The 24,640-nt window shown below is 41.8% G+C and carries 15 protein-coding genes; 6 read left to right on the forward strand and 9 right to left on the reverse strand.

Translation table 11 applies throughout. The annotated features are described in order from the left end of the window. Positions 1 to 77: 77 nt before the first annotated feature. Positions 78 to 1,106 carry a PorP/SprF family type IX secretion system membrane protein gene (locus tag OB69_RS00680; RefSeq protein WP_053221761.1) on the reverse strand — a complete coding sequence of 343 codons (1,029 nt, stop codon included), beginning with the start codon at positions 1,104 to 1,106 and terminating at the stop codon, positions 78 to 80. 20 nt (positions 1,107 to 1,126) lie between these two features. Continuing rightward, positions 1,127 to 10,654, reverse strand: coding sequence for a PKD domain-containing protein (locus OB69_RS18525; protein ID WP_053221762.1), 9,528 nt, complete (start codon positions 10,652 to 10,654; stop codon positions 1,127 to 1,129). 479 nt (positions 10,655 to 11,133) lie between these two features. Here OB69_RS18525 and OB69_RS00690 point away from each other — a divergent pair, with 479 nt between their 5' ends. Further along, positions 11,134 to 12,090 (forward strand): AAA family ATPase, encoded by a 957-nt coding sequence (locus OB69_RS00690; RefSeq protein ID WP_053221806.1) that lies wholly within the window; start codon positions 11,134 to 11,136, stop codon positions 12,088 to 12,090. Between the two features lie 155 nt (positions 12,091 to 12,245). Here OB69_RS00690 and OB69_RS00695 read toward each other — a convergent pair whose 3' ends face one another. Both OB69_RS00695 and OB69_RS00700 read right to left on the reverse strand, forming a co-directional pair. Further along, positions 12,246 to 13,436: a hypothetical protein gene (locus OB69_RS00695; RefSeq protein WP_053221763.1), complete on the reverse strand. Its 1,191-nt coding sequence runs from the start codon at positions 13,434 to 13,436 to the stop codon at positions 12,246 to 12,248. Positions 13,437 to 13,470: 34 nt separating this feature from the next. Then, positions 13,471 to 16,218 carry a TonB-dependent receptor gene (locus OB69_RS00700; protein WP_071426670.1) on the reverse strand — a complete coding sequence of 916 codons (2,748 nt, stop codon included), beginning with the start codon at positions 16,216 to 16,218 and terminating at the stop codon, positions 13,471 to 13,473. Between the two features lie 287 nt (positions 16,219 to 16,505). Between OB69_RS00700 and OB69_RS00705 the strand changes: the two genes are divergently transcribed. The 3 genes from OB69_RS00705 (at position 16,506) to OB69_RS00715 (ending at position 18,930) form a co-directional block, all read left to right on the forward strand. Further along, the gene (locus tag OB69_RS00705) at positions 16,506 to 17,411 is read left to right on the forward strand and encodes a TIGR01777 family oxidoreductase (protein ID WP_053221765.1); all 906 of its coding nucleotides are present in this window, start codon (positions 16,506 to 16,508) and stop codon (positions 17,409 to 17,411) included. 151 nt (positions 17,412 to 17,562) lie between these two features. Beyond that, complete coding sequence (locus tag OB69_RS00710; RefSeq protein WP_053221766.1) at positions 17,563 to 18,267, forward strand: LOG family protein; 705 nt, start codon at positions 17,563 to 17,565, stop codon at positions 18,265 to 18,267. 3 nt (positions 18,268 to 18,270) lie between these two features. Continuing rightward, a complete protein-coding gene (locus tag OB69_RS00715) occupies positions 18,271 to 18,930 on the forward strand; it encodes an HAD family hydrolase (RefSeq protein ID WP_053221767.1) in 660 nt (219 codons plus the stop codon). A gap of 56 nt (positions 18,931 to 18,986) precedes the next feature. On the opposite strand, the gene OB69_RS00720 is transcribed toward OB69_RS00715, so the two are convergent. The 5 genes from OB69_RS00720 to OB69_RS18530 all read right to left on the reverse strand — a co-directional run bounded on the left by OB69_RS00720 (position 18,987) and on the right by OB69_RS18530 (position 23,126). Continuing rightward, positions 18,987 to 20,270, reverse strand: coding sequence for an STN domain-containing protein (locus OB69_RS00720; RefSeq protein WP_053221768.1), 1,284 nt, complete (start codon positions 20,268 to 20,270; stop codon positions 18,987 to 18,989). A 101-nt stretch (positions 20,271 to 20,371) separates the two neighbouring features. Next, the gene (locus OB69_RS00725; RefSeq protein ID WP_141655413.1) at positions 20,372 to 21,004 is read right to left on the reverse strand and encodes a hypothetical protein; all 633 of its coding nucleotides are present in this window, start codon (positions 21,002 to 21,004) and stop codon (positions 20,372 to 20,374) included. Positions 21,005 to 21,126: 122 nt separating this feature from the next. After that, positions 21,127 to 22,110, reverse strand: coding sequence for a FecR family protein (locus tag OB69_RS00730; protein WP_053221770.1), 984 nt, complete (start codon positions 22,108 to 22,110; stop codon positions 21,127 to 21,129). Positions 22,111 to 22,167: 57 nt separating this feature from the next. Further along, positions 22,168 to 22,740 carry an RNA polymerase sigma-70 factor gene (locus tag OB69_RS00735; RefSeq protein WP_053221771.1) on the reverse strand — a complete coding sequence of 191 codons (573 nt, stop codon included), beginning with the start codon at positions 22,738 to 22,740 and terminating at the stop codon, positions 22,168 to 22,170. 188 nt (positions 22,741 to 22,928) lie between these two features. Continuing rightward, complete coding sequence (locus tag OB69_RS18530) at positions 22,929 to 23,126, reverse strand: hypothetical protein (protein WP_157608452.1); 198 nt, start codon at positions 23,124 to 23,126, stop codon at positions 22,929 to 22,931. A 571-nt stretch (positions 23,127 to 23,697) separates the two neighbouring features. Here OB69_RS18530 and OB69_RS00745 point away from each other — a divergent pair. Together OB69_RS00745 and OB69_RS00750 are read left to right on the forward strand one after the other, a co-directional pair. After that, entirely contained in the window at positions 23,698 to 24,318 is a 621-nt protein-coding gene (locus tag OB69_RS00745) for a hypothetical protein (RefSeq protein WP_053221773.1), read from the forward strand. Continuing rightward, a complete protein-coding gene (locus OB69_RS00750; RefSeq protein ID WP_082338013.1) occupies positions 24,315 to 24,623 on the forward strand; it encodes a winged helix-turn-helix domain-containing protein in 309 nt (102 codons plus the stop codon). Before OB69_RS00745 ends, OB69_RS00750 begins: the two co-directional genes overlap by 4 nt. Positions 24,624 to 24,640 lie beyond the last annotated feature (17 nt).

Here is a 24,640-nt window from a genome sequence, read left to right on the forward strand (position 1 = left end):
GATGCTGCACAGTGTAAATCGCATTAGAAATGCTTTGGTAATTTCTCATTGTTGCAAACAAGCAGGACTAGTTGTTATCAATACTTAAAACATGGCAAAATCGTATCCCTGCGTGTGCGTTTTACGATTTGGCCAAAGTTGAGGGTAAGGGAAAATTCATGGGCGCCACCAGTAGAGCCTGCCAGACTAGAAACGGTAAAGTCATAGCTATAACCGATGGACATATCGGGGGTGATTTCTAAACCTAAAAGGGCTATGATGGATTCGTTTTTGACCACTTTGTCTACCGTTTGCACGGGGATTCCACGGTACCAGCCACCAATCACCAAAGGCTGAAAATAGAACTGCATGCCAGCGTCCAGTTGGTTGAAGCCCGCTTGTTTTTTATAGTTTACCGCAAAAGTGACCGACCTTTCCTGAAAGTCATAGGAGATAGTGCGGAGCCTTCTTCCATCTCCTAAATTGAGTTTATAGCCAGCATGAAGAGAAAATTTTCTAGCCAGTCTACTTTCTTCTCCTAAAAACGACTGATTGGGTTCGTTGATGTGATGCACTGCCGCGCCAATCCAGAGGGCATTGGTATAAAATAAACCACCAGCGGAGGCACTTAGAAAATCCACTTTTTCGCCACGATCAAAAGTTTCGCCCGAAGGCCCAATAACTTGTCCATTGTCAATGTCAATCTGATTGCCGAAAACAAGCTTTTCGAAATTAAGGTCTTTGTTAAAATAGGAAAGCTGAATGCCAGAGCGCATGACCAGTGCATCTGAAATCCTTAATTTATAGGAGTAAGCGCCCCCAATTTCATTGGATTGATAATCCAAAAAACTCTCCTTGTGCTGATTTACAATAATACCCACTCCGCTTTCAATGGCTTTAGAAAAGAAGTCGGCATAAGCCGAAATGGTGGTAAAAGAATGAGCCAATGAAGGCCACTGATTTCTATAATTAATTCCCACTCTACCGCGGTCGGTAGAACCCACCAGCGCAGGGTTGAGGTAGATGGGCGAGGCATAAAACTGCGAAAACTGTGGGTCTTGGGCTTGTGCCTTTTCGGATCCTAAGAGACTGATTAAACACAAAATGAGGGGTAGAAATCTTTTCATAAAGTTGGTGTTTAAAGTGTTTATTTAATCAGTGCGAAAACTCCGTTTCGCTCTACTTTCAATCCGTTTTGGGTAAAGCCAGAAATCTTATAAACATAGTTTCCGTTTTCGGCAGGTAGCCCTTTTACTACTCCATCCCAACCTTTGGTTTCTAAATCGCTGGTGCTGAAAACCAACTCGCCCCAAGTATTGAAAACTGAAAACTGTATGGTGGTCAAGCCTAAGAATCGTGGGCGGAAATAGTCATTATTACCGTCTCCGTTAGGACTAAATGCAGTTGGTGCCATAATTCGGTAGCCTTCTGTAATTTCCAAGACAGTGGTTTTAGAAGATGTGCAACCAATATCGTCTGTAGTAATTAGCGTAACTGTGTAGGTACCTGGGGCATCATAAGTATGAATTGGATCAATTTCATCTGAGTCGAAACCATCGCCAAAATCCCAGTCCCAGTCAATAATGTTGCCTACGGATTCATCATAGAAATTCACGGGGTCGTTGGCGGCTAAATCACCCATTTCACGCAACGATTCTGCGTTATAAGAGAATTCAGCCTCGCCAAATTCAGGAATGGAAATATCTATGGCTTTGGATTGAACACAACCGCGGTCGTCTAAGATTTCTAGGTTCAGTCTTCCCGGTTGGGTAAGGAAAATCTCGTTGTTACTACTGCTACCCAAACTCCAGTTGTAGGTGTAGTTTCCGAAACCGCCTGTTACATTGGCTTTCACCCTTACACCCGCCACTCGGTTTTCGCAGTCCACTTCGCGAACAGAGGTGAGGCCTATACGTAAAGGTTCGGGCTGTTGTACAATATAGGTGCCTTGCACTTCGCAACCGTATCGATCTGACACAGTCACAACATACGTTCCTGGTAAAACATCTACCAATTCAGAGCCAGTTTCTCCATTGTTCCAACGGTAAGAATAAGGTTCTCTTCCTCCCGAAACAATCACATTTATCCTTCCGCTTTTCGGGTCGTTACAACGGGCGGCATCTTCGATATAGGCATCTAAAGTAAGTGGCAATGGTTCAATAATGTTGAACAGCTTTTGGATTGTGCAGCCTTTCTTATCGGTGATTAATACATTGTATTGGCCAGGAGCCAAATCGGTAATTACTTCTGAATTTGCCCCTGTATTCCATTGGATAGAAACTGGATCAATACCTCCTTCAATATTGAGGGAAATGGAAGCGTCATTCGCTCCAACACAACTTATTTCTGAAATAGAAGGCGCAGCAATAAAACGCTCAGGAGTACTGAGAGTGTAGACGCCTTGTACAGAGCAGCCATTGGCATCGGTGATTTCAACCGTGAAAGTTCCGGCCGTAATACCCACTAGGTTTTTGGTGGTAGCGCCATTGCTCCATTGATAGGTATAAGGAAAAACGCCACCGCTAACATCAAGGCTAATAGAACCATTTCTATCGTCAAAACACTGACTTTCGTTTACTCTGGCATCTGCAATCACGAGTGGACTCGGTTCTTCTACCGAGAATACTTTTTCAGTAATACAGCCCTTGGCATCTGAAACTCGAACGGTATAATCTCCTGCAGTCAAGTTTTCAATTTTTGAGGCCGTGCTCCCTGTGCTCCATAGGTAAGTGTATGGTGATGTACCTCCTTCTACATTCAGTTCAATGGCTCCGTTTCCATCGCCAGCACATGACAATTGAAGACCACCTTTGGCGCTTACACTTACAGGCTTTGCGGGCTGTTGAATGCTAAAGCTTTGTTGAACCAAACAGCCGTTGGCATCGGTAACGCTAACGGTGTAGTTGCCTGCACTCAGGTTGTTGATTTGCCTTGTACGTGCGCCATTACTCCATAAATAGGTGTAAGGGGCGACTCCACCTGAAGGAATTGCATTCGCAAAACCTATGTTATCACCAAAGCAAGCAAATTCTTGAGTTCGGTCAACAATTACGCCTAAGGCAAGGGCAGGTTCTGAAATAACAATGGAAGCAGTGGTTGCACAACCCGCGGCATCGGATATTAATACACTATATACACCAGCGGAAAGGTTGGTGAGCACCTTTCCTTCCGAGCCGTTGTCCCACACATAGGTGTACGCTCCACTACCTCCTGTAACATTGAGCACAATGGCTCCATTCGATTCTCCTTTACACAATACATCTGTTTTCTGAATGCTCACATTCAAGTTTCTAGAATCTCCAATTTCTACTGAAGAAGTGCTTGAGCAGTTATTGGCATCGGTGATGGTGAGGTTGTAAGTTCCCCCTGCCACATTGATTAAATCTTTGCTGGTAGCGCCATTGCTCCATATATAGGTATAAGGCGCTGTTCCACCACTTGGGGTCACAATAATGCTTCCATCGGTATCTCCAAAACAAGTGGTATTGGTAATTGCCAAATCAGCGGTGATGGCGTTGGGTTGGTCAATAGTATATGAAGCGGAGAAAGTACAGCCATTTCGATCTGTAACTGTTACCTGATAATTTCCGGCAAAAACGTTCACTAAATCCCTTTGTACCGAACCATTACTCCAGAGGTAATTGTAGGGTGCTGTGCCTCCCGTTACGGTTAGGTCAATTCGTGCATTTGGTAGGCCATTACAACCAGCATCAGTTATTGTTTCCACTGCATTGAGTGCCGAAATAGGCTCAGTGATGGTGATGTTTTTGGTGGTTTGACATCCATTAGCATCAGTGACCGTTAGTTCGTAATTACCTCCCGTTAAGGCCGAAATGTTTTTGGTAGTCGCTCCGTTGTTCCAGGCATAAGTGTAGGGTGCTGTTCCGCCCGATACTTGGGTAGTAATGTTGCCATCGCCTGCTTGAAAACAGGAAACGTTATTGGAAACGTAATTCAGTGTAAGTGGCAAAGGCTGGGTAATGTTAAAGCTTCGCGAAATGCTGCATCCTTGTGCATCGGTTACTTGCACTTGATAGCTGCCAACCGCTAAATTGGAAAGGTCTTCGGTGGTCTCGCCATTGCTCCATGAATAAACATAGGGCGCAGTTCCACCTGTAACCGTCAAGTCGATAGAACCATCAGTAAGCCCATTGCAACTGATGTTTTGCGCAGTTCCGATTGAGGTTAAAGGATCAGGTGTGGTGATACTATAATTGCCTTGAATCGAGCAGCCGTTGGCATCGGTAATGGTGACTTGATAAGCACCTGCCGCTTGTGCATAAATGTCTTCTGTGCTTGAGCCATTGTTCCAATTGTAGGTATAAGGAGCAGTTCCGCCCGTTACTAAAAGCTCTATCGAACCATCGTTCGCACCAAAGCAGGTAAGGTTGGTGATGGATCCCACCGCACTTAAAGCAGCAATTGGCTCTACAACATTAATCGTCTGAGAAATTTGACAGCCGTTAACGTCTGTAACCACCACGGTATAATCTCCGGCACTCAGTCCCGAAATATCTTCCGAAGTAGCTCCATTGGACCAAGCATAAGTGTAAGGCGCAGTACCCCCCACGATGCTGATATTAATGGAAGCATCACTTCCGCCAAAACAGGAAACGTCTACTTTATTGTGAGAAAAAGCGAGAACTGTTGGCTCCGTAATCGTAAAGCTTTCAGTTTTAGAACATCCATTGGCATCGGTAATTTGTACCGAATAATTGCCTGGGGATAGGCCAGAAATATCTTCGGTTCCAGCGCCATTTGACCACACAAAAGTATAAGGAGCGGTTCCGCCCGTAGTAGTAATATTGATAGCGCCATCGGCAGCACCAAAGCATGAAATATCAGATGTAGTTCCACTTAACGTGAGTTCATCTGGACTGGTAATGGTATAACTTTTTTGAATCGAACAGCCGTTGGCATCGGTGATGGTGACATCATAAACTCCTGCAGAAACATTGAAATTATCTTCTGTGGTTTTTCCATTACTCCAAGTGTAGGTGTAAGGCGCAGTTCCACCTGTAACGGTTAAGTCGATGGTGCCGTCATTCGCACCAAAGCAGCTGAGATTAGTTTTAGTTTCTGAAACCGCAAGCGCAGCAAGCGGCTGTGTGATTTGAATGTTCTGTGAAACAGAGCAACCATTTACATCGGTTATGGTAACAGAATAATTTCCAGCCGTGAGGTTCGAAAGGTCTTCTGAAGTAGCTCCATTGCTCCAAGCATAAGTATATGCGCCAGTTCCCCCGGTGACGGTAATATCAATTGCACCTGTAGAATTTCCAAAGCAGAGCACATCGGTTTGGATGTAAGTGAGTTGTAGAAAAGCTGGCTGAGTAATGGTAAAACTTTCAGCTTTAGTGCAGCCGTTGGCATCGGTAATTTGTACCGAATAATTACCTGGGGATAGGCCAGAAATATCCTCAGTTCCAGCCCCATTCGACCACACAAAAGTGTATGGTGCGGTTCCGCCCGTAGCAGTAATATTGATAGCGCCATCGGCAGCACCAAAGCATGAAATATTAGATGTAGTTCCACTTAACGTGAGTTCATCTGGGCTGGTAATGGTGTAGCTTTTCTGGATTGAACAACCGTTGGCATCGGTGATGGTGACATCATAAACCCCTGCCGCCACATTGAAATTATCTTCTGTGGTTTTGCCATTGCTCCAAGCGTAAGCGTATGGTGCTGTTCCGCCCGTAACGGTTAAATCTATGGTGCCGTCATTCGCACCAAAGCAGGTGAGATTAGTTTTGGTTTCTGAAACTGCAAGCGCAGCAAGCGGCTGAGTGATCTGAATATTCTGTGAAACAGAGCAACCATTTACATCCGTTACGGTAACAGAATGATTTCCAGCCGTGAGGTTAGAAAGATCTTCTGAAGTAGCTCCGTTTGACCAAGCATAAGTATAGCCTCCAACACCTCCAGTCACTGTAATGTCTATTGCACCCGTAGAATTTCCAAAGCAGAGCACATCGGTTTGAGTATAGGTCAACTGCATGGCGGCTGGCTCAGTGATTTGGAAACTTCTAGAAATCACGCATCCGTTAGCATCGGTGATTTGTACCGAATAATTGCCAGGTGTTTGTGCCGAAAGGTCTTCTGTGGTTTCTCCATTCGACCATAAGAAAGTATAAGGTGCCGTTCCGCCTGAAACTGTCAAATCTATTGCTCCATCGTCAGCTCCGTTACAAGTAATGTTAGAAATGGAAGCATTGGCCTGCATTAAGGTGGGAGAGCCAATAGTAAACGGAAGCACAACAGTGCAACCTCTGGCATCGGTTACGATGACTTGGTAATTTCCAGCAGTAAGACCCGCCACATCTTCGGTGGTTCGGCCATTGTTCCAAGCGTAAGTATAAGGAGCAGTTCCTCCCGAAACAGTTAAATCTACTGTTCCATCATTTCCCCCAAAACAAGAAACATCGGTGGAGGTTCCGCTGGCAGCTAGCGCAGAAAGCGGTTCGTCAATTACAACTGTTTCAATAGTTTGGCATCCATTATTATCGGTAACAGTTAGGGTGTAAGTTCCTCCAGAAATATTAGCTAAATCTTTTGTAATGGCGCCATTGCTCCATAAGTAAGTGTATGGTGCAATTCCTCCAGAAATCGTCACATCAATATCTCCATCGCCTTGCCCAAAACAAGTCACATCTTGCTTTGTAATGCTGGCCACTAAGGCGAGAGGTTCGGTAATGGTGTAAGTTCGGGTAAGCGAACAGCCATTGGCATCGGTAATAAATACTTGGTAAGTTCCTCCAGAAATATTGGTCAGGTCTTCTGTAGTTTCTCCGTTGTTCCAGCCGTAGGTATAAGGTGCTGTTCCGCCCGTTACGGTCAGGTCGATTGCTCCATTCATTGTTCCGTTGCAGCTTAGGTTTGATGTGGAGGCTGTAACGCCAAGGGCTGTTGGCATTGTAATGTTGAAGGTTTCTTGAAGAGAGCAGCCATTGGCATCGGTTACTGTAACTTGATATGCTCCGGGGGTAAGTCCAAAAATATCGCGGGTGGTTTTACCATTACTCCAAGCGTAGGTGTAGGGTGCCGTTCCGCCCGAAGTGACCAAGGCAATCGACCCATTATTCGACCCAAAACAGCTTAAGTCAGTAACTGTATTTGTGATGGCCAAAGCGGCTGCAGGCTCATCAATAACAATGCTTTCGATGGACTGACAGCCATTTCCATCGGTTACGGTAACGGTATAAGTTCCTGCTACTAAATCAGTAATGTCGGCTTGGGCTTGGCCGCTATCCCAGCTATAGGAATAGGGAGCAGTGCCACCTGTAACGGTCAGGTCGATGCTGCCGTCATTTCCCCCAAAACAGTTTACATCTGCTTTGGTATAGGCAATATTAAGCGCGGTGGGCTGACTTAGGTTGAAGTTTTTGGAAATAGAACAACCACGGTTATCTATTACCTGAACAGTATAAGCTCCGGGGGCGAGCCCTGAAACATCTTCCGTATTATCTCCATTCGACCACACAAAGGTATAAGGTGCTTCGCCTCCGCTAACTGTGATGTCGATCTCACCATCATTCGCCCCGAAGCAGGTAATATCGGTTTCTGTACCAGAAAGATTAAGAATTGGCGGGTCGGTGATTTCATAGGAACCCGTCACTTGGCAATTGTTTGCGTCTCGGATAATGACACTGTAAGTTCCGGGTGAAAGGCCACTTAGGTTTTGGCTCGTACTTCCGTTCGACCAGTTATAAGTATAAGGCGCTGTTCCGCCTGATACATTCAGACTAATGGCGCCATCTGCAGCACCATTACAGGTAATTTGCCCTACCGTTGGGGTAAAGGAAAGGGCGGAGGCAGGTTGATTAATTTGAACAGTTTCTGTGGTAACACAGCCTTTTGCATCGGTAATAGTAACGGTATAGCTTCCAGCAACTACGCCATTCAAGTCTTCCGTAATATCGCCATTTGACCAAGAATAAGAATAAGGTAACGTTCCTCCAGAAACAGTAATGTTGGCTACTCCTGAAGCATCACCAAAACATAAAACATCTTGCTTTACGCTAGTAACACTCAAAACAAGTGGTTCAGAAATAGTAATGTTTTGAATGTTTTGGCAGCCGTTGGCATCGGTTACGGTTACTGTATAATTTGCTGCCGAAAGTGCTGTTCTATTTTGGTCGGTGTTTCCATCATTCCATAAGTAAGTGTAAGGAGCAGTTCCTCCGCTAACATTCAGATTGATAATTCCGTCATTGGCGCCATTGCAAGTAATGTCGGTTTTTGATGGATTTACAGCCAAAGCGGCTGGTTGGGTAATCGTAAATGAATCGAATTTGATACAGCCATTGGCATCGGTTACTTGCACTGTATAAACTCCAGGGGAAAGATTGCTTAGGTCTTGAGAAACGGCCCCGGTATTCCAAGAGTAGGAATAAGGCGCGACTCCGCCCGTTACCTCAAAATCAATACTTCCATTGGCTGAACCGTTACAGGTTACGTTGGTGGCTGTTCCGCTTAAAGCCAAAACTTCGGCTGGTTCATCAATGGTAATTGCTTTAACAATTGAACAGCCTGAAGCATCGGTAATGGTGACGGAATAATTCCCTGCGGGCACATTTGTTAAGTCTTCAGAAGTAGCTCCGTTCGACCAAACAAAAGAGTAAGGTGCTGTTCCATCGGCAGGGCTAAGGTCAATTGACCCTGTAGATTGGCCTTTGCACAAAACATGTTGCTTTATCACGGTAGAGGTAAGCGGATCGGGTTCTACGATGGTGAAAGATTCGAAAACTGAACATGCGCTAGCATCAGTAATGGTTACCGAATAACTGCCAGCCGTAAGTCCTGAAATATTGTCGGTTGTTGCCCCTGTGTTCCAAAGATAAGTATAGCCTCCTGTTCCGCCAGTCGGAGCCAAAGTTATGCTTCCGTCTACTTGACCATTACAGCTAATGTCTTCTACTACGGCATTCGCAACAATCAGGTCTGGTTCACCTAGTGTTACATTTTGGGTTGTAGAACAGGTAGTGCCATTGTCTGTTACGGTTACGGTATATGTTCCAGCAGGTACGTTGCTTAACGTTGGTCCAGTATTTCCTCCGCCCCAATCGTATGTATATGGACCCGTTCCGATACTGGCAAGTACGGTGATACTTCCGTTTGCGCCTCCATTACAGGTAGGTTCGGTGAGTACAGTAGGCGTAACAATAATTTGTGGAGGATTGGTTACCGTGTAGCTGTCGGTGAATGTACAGCCATTGTTGTCTGTTACGGTTAACGTATAAGTTCCAGAGGTTAAGCCAGTTGGGTTGGCCGTATTGGCTCCGTTGGACCAAGAGTAACTATAAGGAGCGGCTCCGCCCTGCATTACTATGTTTAAACTTCCGTCATTTGCTCCAAAACATGAAGGAGAACTATTTGCAACGGACTGTACAGAAAGTGCAGCTGCTGGCTCATTGATGGTATAAGTACCAGATACAGTACAGCCATTTTTATCTGTGATTGTTACACTATAGCTGCCAGCCGTTTGGTTGTTTAGGTTTCTCCCAGTATGGCCTGTTGACCACAAATAAGTATAAGGGGCTGTTCCCCCAGAAGGGTTTGTTCGAATTCTACCTGAGTTATTACCAAAGCATTTAACATCGGTAATGGTTGGGTTTATGGCCAAAGCATTGGGTTCACCCACTGTAAAGGTTTCTGAATAATTGCAACCCAGATTGTCGGTAATGGTTACTGTGTAATTACCGGCTGTTAAACCAGAAATGTCTTCAGAAGTAGCTCCGTTACTCCAGCTATAGGTGTAGCCCCCATTTCCGCCAATAACTGTAATGTCGATTGACCCATCATTTCCAGTGTTACAAGAGGCATCAGTAACTGAGGGAGTAATAGCAATTGGATCTGGAGAATCAATAGTATAGGTTCTGTCGACTATACATCCGTTGTCATCGGTAATGTAAACTCGGTAATTTCCAGGAAGTAAACTGTTGATTGAGGCACCATTTCCAAGGAAAGCACCACCTGGTTCGGTATACCATTGGTAAGTGTAATTTCCCCACCCACCTGTTCCAACCACTTCCAGGCTTCCGTTGGCTAAATCGCTGCAAGTGGCATCGGTTTGAGAAACAAGGTTGGCATCTAAGAAATCAATTGGTTCGGTTACAGAAAAGCCAATGACACCTGCACAACCGTCTTCATCTGTCACTATCAGTTGGTAGTTGTCTACTCCCAGTCCACCAATGGTGATAATGGTGCCACCTACATTTCCTGTGCCTACAATATTGCTTGCGCTGTTGGTGAGTACCCAAGCATAATCGGGGTTTCCGTTGGCCATGGTTACCACCACTTGGGCGTCTGCACCGCCCTTACAACTTACATCGTTGACTACTACTGAGCCAACCAAATCGGGCGGGTCTGTCACTGTATAAACTGCGGTGGTCATGTCGCCATTACCATCCGTAACAGTAACTCTATAGTCGTCTGCGCCTATGCCATTTAGTAAGAAGGAATTTCCACCTACAGGATTTCCGCCTGAATCTTCCCAAGCGAAAGTATAAGGTAATACACCGTTGGTAACACTAATTCTGATTTCACCTACACAGCTATTAATATTAACACTTGAGATAACCGGACCTTGGGAATAGGCACTTTTTGCAAGGCCAAAAATGACTGCGAATAATATAATTATTCTAATGAACCACTTTTTACTGTGAGTAATCAGCATTTTAGTTGGTGTCCAGAGTGTTTGGTGAAAGTGAGTCTAATTTCGACTAAATTAGGCGATTAATTCATTCTAAGCAATATTTTTTCTGAAACCACATATTAAAAAAACACAATTTAGAGTCTGCTTTCATACAAGTGAAAAACACCTAAAATATAATTATAGTAATATTACCTACGTTTGAAGAAGTGTGAATAGCAGAAAGAGGTATATGACCTGATTAGAAAAAAATCAGGGTTATATTGCAGGTAAATGTGTAAACAGGTTAAACTTTTTTTTCGCTCAGGTTAATTATTGTTAAAAGGAATGCGAAACCCCTTTTATAAAGTGAGAAAAGACCGATATTCGCCTTATTCTACCAACACTGGAAAACTTTAGCATCTCGTTTGAGTATTGACCCCAGTAATTGATCAAAATTTCTAATTTAGAGCCCTTTAACAAATAAGTTGACAATGGAAGCGGTATCAGCAGAATTGGCTAAAATACACCAAGAAAAAATAAGCAGAGTAGCATCGGAAGTAAGTAAGATCGTAGTCGGCCAAGAATATATGGTAAACAGACTGATGATTGGCTTATTTACCAACGGACACATTCTTTTAGAGGGTGTTCCAGGTATTGCGAAAACGCTCACTGTAAATACACTTGCAGAAGTACTTCATTTAGATTTCCAAAGAGTTCAGTTTACACCAGATCTTCTTCCTGCCGATTTGATTGGTACTATGATTTATAATCAGAAGAAGGCTGAATTTGAAGTAAAAAAGGGTCCTATTTTTACTAACGTGGTATTGGCCGATGAAATTAACCGTGCACCAGCCAAGGTGCAGTCGGCATTGCTTGAGGCCATGCAGGAAAAAACGGTAACCATTGGTGAAACCAGTTTTAAGTTGGACAGACCGTTCTTGGTATTGGCCACTCAAAACCCAGTAGACCAAGAAGGAACTTACAGTTTGCCAGAAGCGCAGATTGACCGTTTTATGTTAAAGGTAAAAGTAGACTACCCAACTAAAGAAGAAGAGTTAGAAGTAATGCGTAGAATGGCCAATATGGCATTTAAGCCTGAGCTTGAAACATTATTGACCAAAGAAGATATTTTCAGTATTAGAAATGAGGTAAACCAAGTTTCTATTTCTGAATCACTTGAGAAGTACATTATCGAGCTGGTATTTGCTACTAGAAACCCTAAGGATTTCGGCTTGAATGAAGAAGCCTATTACATGCAATTTGGTGCTTCGCCAAGGGCAAGTATTAACTTGAACCTAGCTTCCAAAGCACATGCCTTTATGAATGGCCGAGATTACGTTTTACCAGAAGACATCAAGGCGATTGCAATGGATGTACTGAACCACAGGATTATCCTTAACTATGAGGCTGAAGCTGATGGTATTACTACCGAACATATTATAGGTAAGCTTTTAAAGAAGATTCCGATTAATCATTAATCCGCTTTCTAGCATAAGAATTTGAAATGGTTGCAATGAGAATTGTGGCCTTTTTTTGTAGTAAGAATGGTGTTGCTTATTGGCCTGATTAAACCAAAAAAGACGCCCATTGCTGAGCGTCTTCTCTGTGAAATATATGCTAATCTTCTAATGAATTAGAAGCTAAAGCCAGTCCAAGCAAAGATTGAAGTGTTTACTGCAGAAGTTGTTCCTGAAGTGATGGTCGCAGTTCCAGTACTTGTGCCATTCGTTCCAGATTTTTTGATATCAGTAATATCAAGACCGTTAGCAGGGTTTGCCGTTCCTGTGATAGAAGTAGAAGCAATGGCAACACCTTTATCATCATAGAAATCAACCAAGTCACCAGCAGTAGCGCCAGCACCTAAAGCCACATAAAGGTTAGTGATAACCGCTCCTGAACCTCTTCTGATTTTTACCATGTCAGACATTTCAACTGCTGCATTGTGGATGATAGTGATACCATCAATTTTAGGGTTAGACTGACCAGCATCTTGTGGAGAGTTACCGTCTAAGTTACCATCGGCTTCGATACCACGTGGGTCAGAAGTTACAGCCACAAAGCCAGCTTGTCTGATTCCGTAAAAGTTAGTATTGTTTTGACCAACATAACCTTGTGTCCAGTCAAACATGTCGTCTTTAGCGTTAGCTACCAAAAGGTTGCTTACACTAACAGATCCACCAAACCACTCAACAGCGTCATCGTCACCGTACAAAACAGCAAGGTTGCTTACTGTTGTTCCAGAACCAACACCGTAGAAAGTTACACCGTTAAATTCTTTGTCACCGTTAATACGAGCACCAGTGTACTCAACAATTAGATAAGTGATGTCACCTGAATCGTCAGTAGGGTTAGTTCCACCATAAGTGTAATCTACAACTTCCGTAGTAGCAGTTCCGCCACCAGAAATTGGAGCATTACCCATGATTAAAAGACCACCCCAGTCGCCTGAAGCAGGGTTAGCAGCACCTGAAGTCATTTTTACAGGAGCAGCAGCAGTACCATTCACAAAGATTTGACCGCCTTGCTCAACAGCAATGTAAACGTTGGTTCCACCTGCCTGAGCTTTGATAGTAGTACCAGCATCGATTGTTAATTTAGCACCGCTAGCTACACTCAAAGGGCCAGTTAATACCCACTCTTGGGCGTTTGACAAAGTAATACTAGAAGTGATTTCTCCTTTTAAGTCAGCAGCATCTAGATCAACATCGCTTTGTGATGAAATCACACCGTCCTTAGTTTGAACTGGAGCAGGATCGTCATCAGTACATCCGAAAATAACGGCACATAGTGCGGCCATTGCAAAGTAATTCTTAAGAGTTTTCATAAAAATGGATTAGAATTTTTGATTAGGTTTTGTTTTAAAATGTATAATTGATTCCGAAAGAAACGTTCATGCCTCTTTTATAGCTATTAATGATGGTATCGCTACCGTTGTTAAGTTCTTTGGTTAGTTTAAACGCTGGGTTCAATAAGTTTTTTAAGCTCAGGTTTAGTCCCAAGTGCTGTCCTAGTTTTGTTCTTGTGATAAAGTCCAAGGTAGGAACACCTTTCTCCATAATATTCTGGCTTCCGGCCGTTCCTAAAGAGAAGATTCTATCGCTGAAGTAATTCATTACTACTGATGTAGTAAAATCAAGTCCTTCTCTTTCAATCTGGTAAGTAAGGTCTGCATTGATCAATAAAGGAGAAGCACCTTCAAGTTTATCTTCTGCATTTGTAAATCTTACTGTTAAAGCATCGGTTGGAACATCAACCAATTTTTGATTTGAATAGAGGTATGAAACGTTCAAACCAAAGTTTAGAAGCTTCATGCTATTGTCGTCACCATATTGTTGGATCAACGATTTTTTTAATTCCAACTCAACACCCGCAACATTGGCGTTTCCTGTGTTTACATAAGAAAGCTCGTTGGCCGCTGAGTTTACTTGAACCCTGTTCAATGCATCTTCAACTCTTTTGTAAAAACCTGTAACAGAAACCAATTCTGTGTTGGTGAAGTACCAGTCATACTTAAGGTCGAGGTTATAGTTGTTCGATGGTCTTAAGAATGGGTTACCAAAGCTTGAGAAGTTTACATCCTCATAAAGGAAAGGCGCCACTTCTTTAAACTGAGGCAAGGTATAGGTTTTGCTACCCGCCAGTCTCACTACTTTATCGTCTGTGATGTCGTATTTTACATTAACGCTTGGAAGAACGTACGATTCCGAAACCGTGTTAATGTTATTGTTGAAAGTGTTACGGTCAAGGTTGGTGTCCCAAATTACATCTTGTTCAATTTGCTCATAACGTAGACCAAAGTTTAAAAGTAAAGCTGAATTAAACTCACGAGCGTAGTTGACTAAACCAGCATAAATTCTTCTGTCACCGTTATAAGTTATCGGAACGAAAGCGTCTACACCATTTCCGTTGGCTGTTAGAATGTTGAACACGCCATTGTCTAAAGACTGTTGGTTGAACAATCCATCAGGATTATCTCTATCTACATCTGTAGGTGCATCAAAGTTGAAGTTGAATTGCATGGCAGAGAAGTCTCTTTTCGTATTTCTGTAGTTACCACCAAACTGGAATTGGTTGAGCGATTCTTCAGAGTTCATTTTCACGGTTAACAAAGCGCGAGCCGCGTAATCTTTCTCTTCTAATTCAGAATAGAATCTGTGGTTAGCTGCTGCAGAACCAGAAACGGTTTCGTAGTTAATGCCATCAAAAGCATAGCTATTGGTTCTTCTGTCAGGCTCATTTCCTTGTACTACGTTGTATGAAGCACCTAAGTCAAGCGAAATGTTTTTGTTCAACTCGATGTAAGAAAGCAATTGGTTTACATAGAGTCTGTTATTGTTTTCTTGCTGTCTTCTGATAAATGATTTTTCAGCAATAGGGTTGCTAGCATCATCGTAAATACTTGCATGAAAACCATTGAAATTACCTACGCTTTGGTTGTTGTCATGAATATAGGTTCCGTTGTATGATACGAAATTGTTTTCGCCTATTTCGTATTTCAAGTTGCCCATTAATACCTGAGAAACATGGTATTCGTATTTATCAAAAGTAAGGTCTTTACTTCTTCCACCTTCAGGGGTAATGTCTCTTGTAACACCATTTTGGTAAGTGAAGTCAGAGCTATGAGAAGCCACCAAGAAGGTGCTTAACGCATTGGCTCCTAGCTGAAATTTCTTTCCGGCATTTAATGATAAACCAAAGTTGATTGGAGTACCAGCTTTAGTTGGCTCGAATGAGTTTTTAAAATCATATTTATTTAAGTCCGTAATTGGGCTTGTTGGGTTATCTACCGTTCCGAATTTGCTAGTTCCGCTTGCACTATAAAAGTCTTCAGAAATGGTTTGTGTGTTGATACCAGAAGAAACTCCGATTTGAAAAATGTCTTCGTTACCTAATTCCTTTGAAGTAATGTTAATGTTTGCCCCAGCTACATCGCCATAAAGGTTTGCACCAAATGCTTTGTTTACATCAATGCTGTTAATGATGTCTGAAGTAAAAAAGCTTAATGCTATGTTTTTGTATTCTGGGTCTTCAGACGGAAGCGGAAGGTTGTTTAATGATGTGCTGTTGTATCTATCGCCTAAACCACGAACAAATACGTTTTTAGCTCCTTGTTGCTTACTTACACCAGTTACTTTAGTAACAGCACCTTCGGCATTGCTCACTCCTTTTCTTGAAAGTTCTTTTGCTCCAATAGACTGTAGCATTTGTAAAGATTCTCTCTGAAGCATAATCATGGCGATATCAGAGTCTTTTTCTGTTTTAGCTGTAACCACCACATCTTCTAGATTAGTTGATCCAGCACTCATTGAAGCAGTGATTTCAGTTACTTTTCCTGCTGTAACTACTATGTTTTTTAATTCTAAAGTTTCGTAACCAACAAACCTTACCTCTACCGTGTAAGTACCTGGAGTTACACCATCAATTCTGAAAAGGCCATCGAAATCAGTGTTTGAACCTTTCTGGGTTCCTTGAATTAATACCGTAGCAAAAGGAAGTGGCTCATCATTCGCGTCTTTGTCTGTAATCTTTCCGGCTATTATTCCGACTTCTTGAGCTGTCACCATCCATGACCAACTCATCATTAATAAAAACAAAAATAATCTCATAAGTACTGTTCTATATTTCACGGTACAAAGAACGTGTACTAAGGTAAAGTGTAGGTTACACCTGTATTAAACGTTTATGAGACTAATGTTATATTCAGAAGTGTTAGCTTAACATTAACGTAACGTAAAGTAGTCAATACATTGAATAGGCCAACTTTAACGATTAACTGTTCGTAATACAGGCTAAATCGTTGATTTTTATAAACTGCGAGTTTGGCTAAAACCATTCTGTTTTTGATGGGTTAGGATAAGTATCAACTCATACCAACTTTTAAAACCATATAATTATGTCTAAGTCAATATTAATTTCTGGAGGAACAGGGTTGGTAGGTTCCGAGCTGGTTACCCTTTTAAAAGGAGCAGGGCACCAGGTGCGTTTGCTAAGTCGTTCAAAGGGCAAGGGTGAAAGCGTTCCTGTTTACCAATGGGATTACAAGAATAACTATGTAGAAGAGGGTGCTTTTGATGGCGTAGATACCCTTATACATTTAGCGGGGGCTGGGGTTGCCGATAAGCGATGGACAAAAGAGCGAAAAGAGGAAATACTAAAAAGCCGAACGCAGACCTCTGATTTGCTCTATGAAAAGCTCAAGAACACAAATCATTCGGTAAGAACTTTGGTAGCGGCATCGGCCGTAGGCTATTATGGCATGGATACTGGCGATGTAAACCTTAGAGAAGATTCACCAGCAGGGCACGATTTTTTAGCCGATGTTGTTAAGGCTTGGGAAGATTCAACAAGCCGATTTACTGAACTTGGTATTCGTGTGGTTCAAATTAGAATTGGAGTGGTGCTGAGTAATGATGGGGGCGCTTTACCAAAACTACTAGCCCCACCAGTGGCGGCTCCATTGGCCAGTGGTAAACAATATATGAGCTGGATACATATCAGTGATTTGATTAGAATTTTATGTAAATCAGTGGAGGATGTAAATATGATTGGCCCGTACAATGCAGTTGCTCCAGAGCCTTTAACTAATAAAGAATTTACGAAAAGGGCCGCAAAAGCATTTGGGAAACTCTATTTGCCAATTCCTGTTCCAAATTTTGTTTTGCACCTAGTATTAGGCGAAATGGCACAGGTGGTAACCGGAGGCAATAAAGTGAGCGCTTACAAAATCAATAAAACCGGTTATGATTTTAAATTCACAAGGCTGCAAAATGCTTTGGAAGATTTAGCAAAAAACAAGTAAGTTGTAAAATGGTCACATTTTTAAATGTTGAAGAGCCTTCTTCCATTTTTATTAAAAAATTCAATTTGACCTAATTATTATATTCAATAAAATAAGGCTGGCGAATAAGGAAAAGCCCTTTAATTTGCCTGCCATTAATTAAATAAAGAAAATGACAGACGAAGATAAAATTAAAAAGGCGTTTCAAGACAGAGATTGGAACGAGATTAAAACCCATGATTCTTGGGTAATTTTTAAAGTGATGGCCGAATTTGTAGAAGGCTTTGAAAAAATGGCCAAAATTGGACCTTGCGTTTCCGTGTTTGGTTCGGCCCGTACTAAGCCAGATCATCCATACTACAAAATGGCCGAAGAAATTGCGGCTAAATTGGTGCGCCATGGTTATGGAGTTATCACTGGGGGAGGCCCAGGTATAATGGAGGCCGGTAATAAAGGGGCAAAATCTGAAAATGGTAAATCGGTTGGGCTAAATATAGAATTACCTCATGAGCAAGGCAGCAATGTTTATATCGATCCAGATAAGCTCATTTCTTTCGATTACTTCTTTGTAAGAAAAGTGATGTTTGTAAAGTACTCACAAGGCTTTGTAATTATGCCTGGTGGTTTTGGAACGCTAGACGAAATGTTTGAAGCCATTACCCTAATTCAAACCAATAAAATCGGAAAATTTCCAATTGTATTGGTAGGTAAAAAATTCTGGGCTGGCTTGTTCGACTGGGTTAGAGATGTAATGCTAACAGAAGGTAATATTAGCTCACCAGATTTAGATCTTATTAACTTGGTAGATACTCCTGAAGAAGCGGTGAAAGTAATAGATGACTTCTATTCAAAGTACCTACTTACTCCGAACTTCTAATCAGTGAAGCATATCATTTTTGATTGCGATGGAGTATTAATTGATACAGAAATAGTAGCGGCTGAAGTAACGGTAGATTGGTTGAGCAGTGAAAAGGTGAACATCTCGGTGGAGGAGTTTATTATTCAACACACGGGTAAAACCTTCACCAATATTATTAACCAACTTAAGGCAGAAGGCCACTTAAAAGCAAGCTTGAAAACAGAGGCCATTGTGCCTCTGCTTGATGAGCAAATTAAGGCTAAAGTCAGACCTATTTTCGGAATATCAGATTTGCTCACTCAGATTTCTACCCCAAAATCAGTGGTATCGAACAGTGCAGCACATTATGTAACCGAAGCCCTTGAGAAAATAGGGGCAAGTCATCATTTTGAAAATAGGGTGTTTTCGGCTGAAATGGTGGCCCAAGCAAAGCCTAGCCCTTTAGTGTATCTGTTGGCCATTGATACGATTCAAATTCCGCGAGAAGAAATCATTGTAGTGGAAGATAGCTTTACTGGCGTTCAAGCTGCATTGGCAGCAGGGTTAACCACTATTGGGTTTTTAGGGGGAAGTCACATTCAGTCGGGTCATGGCGAAAAGCTGAAACAGTTGGGCGTTTTTGATCTAGCAAATAATCATGAGGAACTGGCTAGGAAGCTTAAGTTAATTATAAAGCAATAGTGAACCCTCCAAGAGTTTAAAACTCTTGGAGGGTTCATTTAAATTTTCAGCCCAAATTAAAATATTCCGAATTTGACCATGATATTAATGCTCAAACCATCCAAGCCATTTTTGTCTAAAATAGGTTGATCAGTAGATTGGTATTTTAGGTTTGCAGTTGATGCATCTCTGTAAGTTGCTCCAAATCCTACACGCAAATACTTGATCAGATTCATTTCTAAATAGGCACCAGGTTCAAAAACAAAAATTGTTCTTTGGTCTTCAATAGTGTTTAAGCCTGTGAGCGGTTGTAAACTGTTATACATCACCTCTCCTAAGCCAAAGACTACCGGAAATGAAAGGTGAAAGGCTTTGTCTGGAAACAATGTAGCTTCTAAAAGTAGCCCTCCGTAACCGCCAGAATAAGAATAATCGGCACCCAATTGCAAATCTGGTTCATTTCTGGTAATGAATCCTTTTCCAGCTACCCCAATACCAAAATTCTTTGTGGGATTATACACCAAATGACCTCCAAGAACAATAGCGTCCCGATCTCCAATTTCAGAATAGCCAACCATGGGCGCCAAGTTCATTCTAAACTTATTATCCTTTGCTGGTTTCTCAGGCTTCGGTTCCTTCTCCTTTTGAGCTACTTCTTCCGTTACAATTTCACCTTTGAATTCGATAGGGAGCAACGCCCTAGGATGTACTTCATAAATGGGTACAAAAATTAAGGAAGCAAGCGTATAGTTTTTGTACGTATTCACAATTGCTTCCGTCTTCTTTCTTTCTTCTTGGTAATATTCTGCTCGGGAATTTTCTAACGCTAATGCTGCTGTAGAAGGGCTTGAGTTTCCAGTGGTCGATTTACTGCGCTGTTCGGTTATGGCAGGAACCACCGTTTCTTTTTTCGCTTCTGTTACTGAGGTTTTTTCGCGTTCTTTTTCAATAACCGGGCTTACTGCTTTTTGAATGGAAGGCTTTATAGGCGGTGTGGAAGCGGTTTTATTTTTCGCGGTGTCTGATTTTGGCACAGTTTCTTTCGGAACCCTTTTCTTCCTAATTAATAATTTATTCCCTAATTGCTGGCATTCCATGCCTTGGCCACGAAACAATATTTCTAGAATATTGGCAATGGTTTCATCCTTTACATTGAGGGAAACTCTTTTCTTCACATCAAATACTTCTGCCGAATAAGTGAAAGCAAAATCTTCCGTTTCAATCGATTTCAGAATATCTTCAATTGAAGTATCACGAATATTCAAAGTTACCTTTCGCCCCAGCACATCATTTCCTCCTTGCCCCATGACCACAAGGCCAAAAGACATGAATAAACAAATGAAGATAACTCTAGAGAACATACTGTTTAATTGATATCAGTTTAAAAAGCCAAAGGCCCAGCATAATTACTGGACCAAAGGTCTGTAGTTTAGTTTAAAAACTAGTTGGGTTTAACAATTTCTTAAAACTTACCGAATTTAAGGCTTATGGTTCCGCTTAATCCGCGCAAGGCATCTTTATCCATAATTGGAGCGCCAGTATCCAAATACGTTAAGTCGATGTCAGAAGTATAACGGTAATGTGCGCCAAACGAAAGTCGCATAAACTTTATCACGTTTATTTCAATTTCTGCTCCGGCTTCGGTTACAAAAAAGGCTTGGCTGTCTTCTTCCCTCGCAAATTCATAGTCTCTGCCAGCTTCAACATAAGTAACCCCGCCAGCGCCAATGAGTATCGGAAACGAAAGGTGGATTGGACTGTTTGGCATGGCAATGAACTCCATTCTAAGACCTCCGTATCCACCCGCTACAGAGTATCTGTCGTTCAATTGCGTGTCGGTTTTGCGTTCGGTAACAAAGCCGGTTCCGCCAAAACCCAAACCAAACTGATGGTTGATAAGCCAAGCGCCATGGCCACCCATTAAAATGGCATGTCGATCGGCAATTTTGGAGTAGCCAGTAGTTACGGCTCCGTAACCGCCATTACTGCGAATACCGTTGTTGTTGAAAATGGTTCTGAATTCTTGATCGGGCTCTTGAGCCATTGTGCTGAATCCGATCAGCAGAAGTGCGATTGTTAAAATTGTTGTTTTCATAATTTTTGTTTTTGACTGTTGTTGAATTGTTTTTTGAGTTTTTAACCTTTTCACTTTACTTCCGCGAACGACCAATTCTTGAAAAGCAAAGTGTATATGTTGTTTTGATTATTGATTCTACGTTAACATCCGTTTCCTTTAATAATATATGCTCCGTTATTTTCTTCTATTTCTATATCGAATAGGGCTTCAATGGCTTGCAACACATTTTCTATTGATTCATTTTCGAACCTTGTCGTCAGTGGGCAATTCATAAAGGCTGCATTTTCAAATTCATAGGTGATGCCATAAGCATTGGCAATATCTTCCATTACTTGTTTCATTGGCGTGTTTTCGAAAACCAAAGTGCCTGTTTTCCAAGCCAAGAAATTTCCGTTTGAATTTTCCTTTTTGGAAAGTTTACCACCTTCATCAATCACCACCTGATCGCCAGGAGCTAATACTACCACCTCATCTTGGGTAGAAAATCTTACTTTTCCTGTCATTAAAACCAGTTCAATTCTTTCACCTTCTTGCGAAGCATTTAAGTTGAAAGAGGTGCCCAATACCCTAGTTTCTGTCTGTTTGGCCTTTACTATAAAAGGCTGTGCAGGATTGTGTGCCACTTCAAAAAAGCCTTCTCCTTTTAATGTTACTTCTCTTTGATCAGAAGAAAATTCTTCTGGAAAAGTAATCGAAGAGCCTTCTTTTAGCCATACCTGAGAGCCATCTGGAAGTATAGCGGCTTCACCGTTTAAGCTGGCCGCCATTAGGGTCTGCATTTCTCCAGCAGAATTGTTCATAAATTCCCTTCCTAAAAACGCTACCGTAGCAATCAGCAAAATAGCAGCAGCCACGCGCCATATTTTTGGCAACAAGAATACCTGCTTGGCTTTTTTAGGTTGAATCTTGTTCTGTACTTGCGACCAGTTTTTGTCTACATCAATTGCAGCAAAATCAGCCATGGTGTCCGCATGTTGCCAAGCCTTTTTCCATTTATCGAGCAAAACAGCATTGCCTTCATCCAGCGCCAACCAAGCCTCCACTTGCTGAAGTTCAGCCTTAGTGGCCTCTCCCTTTAAGTAGGAAAGCAGCAGGTGTTCGTCTATGGTGCTTCTGTTTTTCATTGAGTTCAGTATTATGACGGCCTAGTGCTAAAACACACGTAGGCCAAATTGAAAATTTTATGAAAGAATTTCTAAAGCAATGATTATCAATGCTTTTAGGTATTCAAAGAGATCGATTCGAAGGCGTTTGAGCGCGTTGCTGATCTGGGTTTCTACGGTGCGTTTCGAAATACCGAGCTCATCGGCTATCTCTTGATTCTTCTTCCCTTCCAAGCGACTCATCTTAAAAATGAGTTGGCATTGTTCGGGCAACTGGGCAATAGAATTGTAAATCATTTGTTCCAGTTCCACCTGCTCCATAAAATCAGAAGTATCGATATCGGCTCCGAAAGAAGCCGCTAGAATATTGTCGTGGTGGCCGCTACGGGTTTGTGTACTGCGGATTTGGTCCAAGCATCGGTTGCGAACTGATTGGTACAGCAGCGCCTTGAGCGAAGTATGTACTTCCAGTTTTTCTCTTTGCTCATAAAACTTGACAAAGACTTCCTGCACAATGTCTTGCGCGGCATCCAGATCATTCAGAAATTTCTTAGCGAATACAGAAAGCACTTTAAAGTACTCTCGAAATAGGCTTTCGAAAGCACGTTCGTCTCCATTTTTGATTTGGTCAATTAATGCTTTATCGGTCAAAATATGCTCGGTTAAAAATGCTTATTCACTAAGCGCCTGAATGATTGAACCTCAGAAGCCTACAACAAAAACTTGCTTGGACTTCTTGCTGCAAAACTAGAACATTTTTTTGGGTAGATAATATTCGGAGCTTAAGAGAAGCTGACTTTTGGCTATTAAGGAGTAGCTTAAACAACTACCGTAATTCTTTATTTTTCGCTTTTCTGTTTTTTAGAGGAAGTATAAATCAGTATCAAGAACGCTACACCAACAGCAACAATGACATAAGACCTGATTACTTCGAAGAAATAGTATTTGTGGTGTAGGCCAAGCACTAAAGTCAGGATATGCAACAGTACAAGTACTAATAGAGTGGTAATTACAATCCTGCGTGTAGTATTATTCATTACTGTGTCTTTGTTTTGATCTATTTTTCAGCCCAAGAATAATGATGATTATTGCACAGGCGAGAAGCACATAGGAAAAGGTTTTTGAGGAGTTATTGTCTGTATTGACAAGGTTCGAGATAATGACTATTGTTGTTAAAATCAGACCCAAAATCCAGTAATGGTTCTTTTTCATAATTCTTAAATTAAGAATGCTTGGTCTTTCTTTTAAAGGCAAAGTAACTCACAATGAGGCAAAGTGGAGGAATAATATAGGCAAGTTTAAAATAGACGGCAGTCGATTCATTTTTTGGCATTAGTACTATGGTGAGCAGGCTGGCCAAGCCTAGCATTAAAAAAACAAATCCTAATAATTTTCTTGTGTTCATCAGTGTGGTTGAGTGACTCACTTAATTTAAACTACCTATATAATCATTTTCTAACAAGGAATCGATCTATTGTAAAGGACAATTATACATATAATATCTCTTTTATTAGAGGTATTGAATTGGTAGAAGGCGAAGGTTTTTCTTCAGATAATGTTGCACCATGAAAACAAATTATTTACTTTGCGTTTCAAAGTACTTTTAATATGGAAAAGGATTACTTGAAAGACATCTCCGAGATTCGCTCCATTATGGAGAAATCCTCTCGGTTTATTTCGTTGAGTGGGTTAACGGGGGTTTTGGCCGGAATTTATGCGTTGATTGGTGCATTCATAGCCAATAAGCTGATTTATAATAGCAGTACCATTCTCTACCACGACATGCTCAGTCAGCGCCAAGTGTCAGAAAACCTGACATGGCTAGTTGTAGATTTAGTAGCCGTGTTTGTTTTGGCAGTAGGCACAGGGGTGTATTTCACTACTAAAAAAGCCAAGAAGCACGGTGTTAAAACTTGGGACGATAGCGCAAAAAGAGTAATTCTAAATCTTATGATTCCGCTGGTAATCGGTGGCCTTTTCGTGATGATTCTGTATACTCGTGGCTTTATTTCGCTTATGGCTCCAGCCACGCTTATCTTTTACGGCATGGCATTGATTAACGCCAGCAAATATACCTTTAGAGATATTCGCTATTTGGGCATTATTCAAGCAGGCCTTGGGCTTTTGGCTTGTCTTAGTCCTGGTTATGGCTTGCTTATTTGGGCCTTGGGTTTTGGCGTAATGCACATTGTATACGGTGCGGTCATGTACTTTAAATACGAACGTTGAAAGTTAATATACATACATTAAATAAGGCCTTTGAAAACAGGGTGAGGTTGGGCATCATGAGCGCATTGATTGCGGGTGAGGAGATGGACTTTAACCGCCTGAAGGAAATACTGGAAGTAACGGATGGTAACTTGGCCAGCCATTTAAAGGCCTTGGAAAAAGAAAAATATATAGAAGTGCAAAAATCATTTGTGGGTAGAAAACCCAATACGAAATACGTGGCCACGAAAGCTGGCAAGGTGGCCTTTCTGGCGCATATCGATGCGTTGGAGGCTTTAATTAAAGAACAAACTGGTAGAGGGTAATATTTTTTTACCCCATC

It is taken from the genome of Roseivirga seohaensis subsp. aquiponti (genome assembly GCF_001267955.1).
Classification (GTDB): Bacteria; Bacteroidota; Bacteroidia; order Cytophagales; family Cyclobacteriaceae; genus Roseivirga; species Roseivirga seohaensis.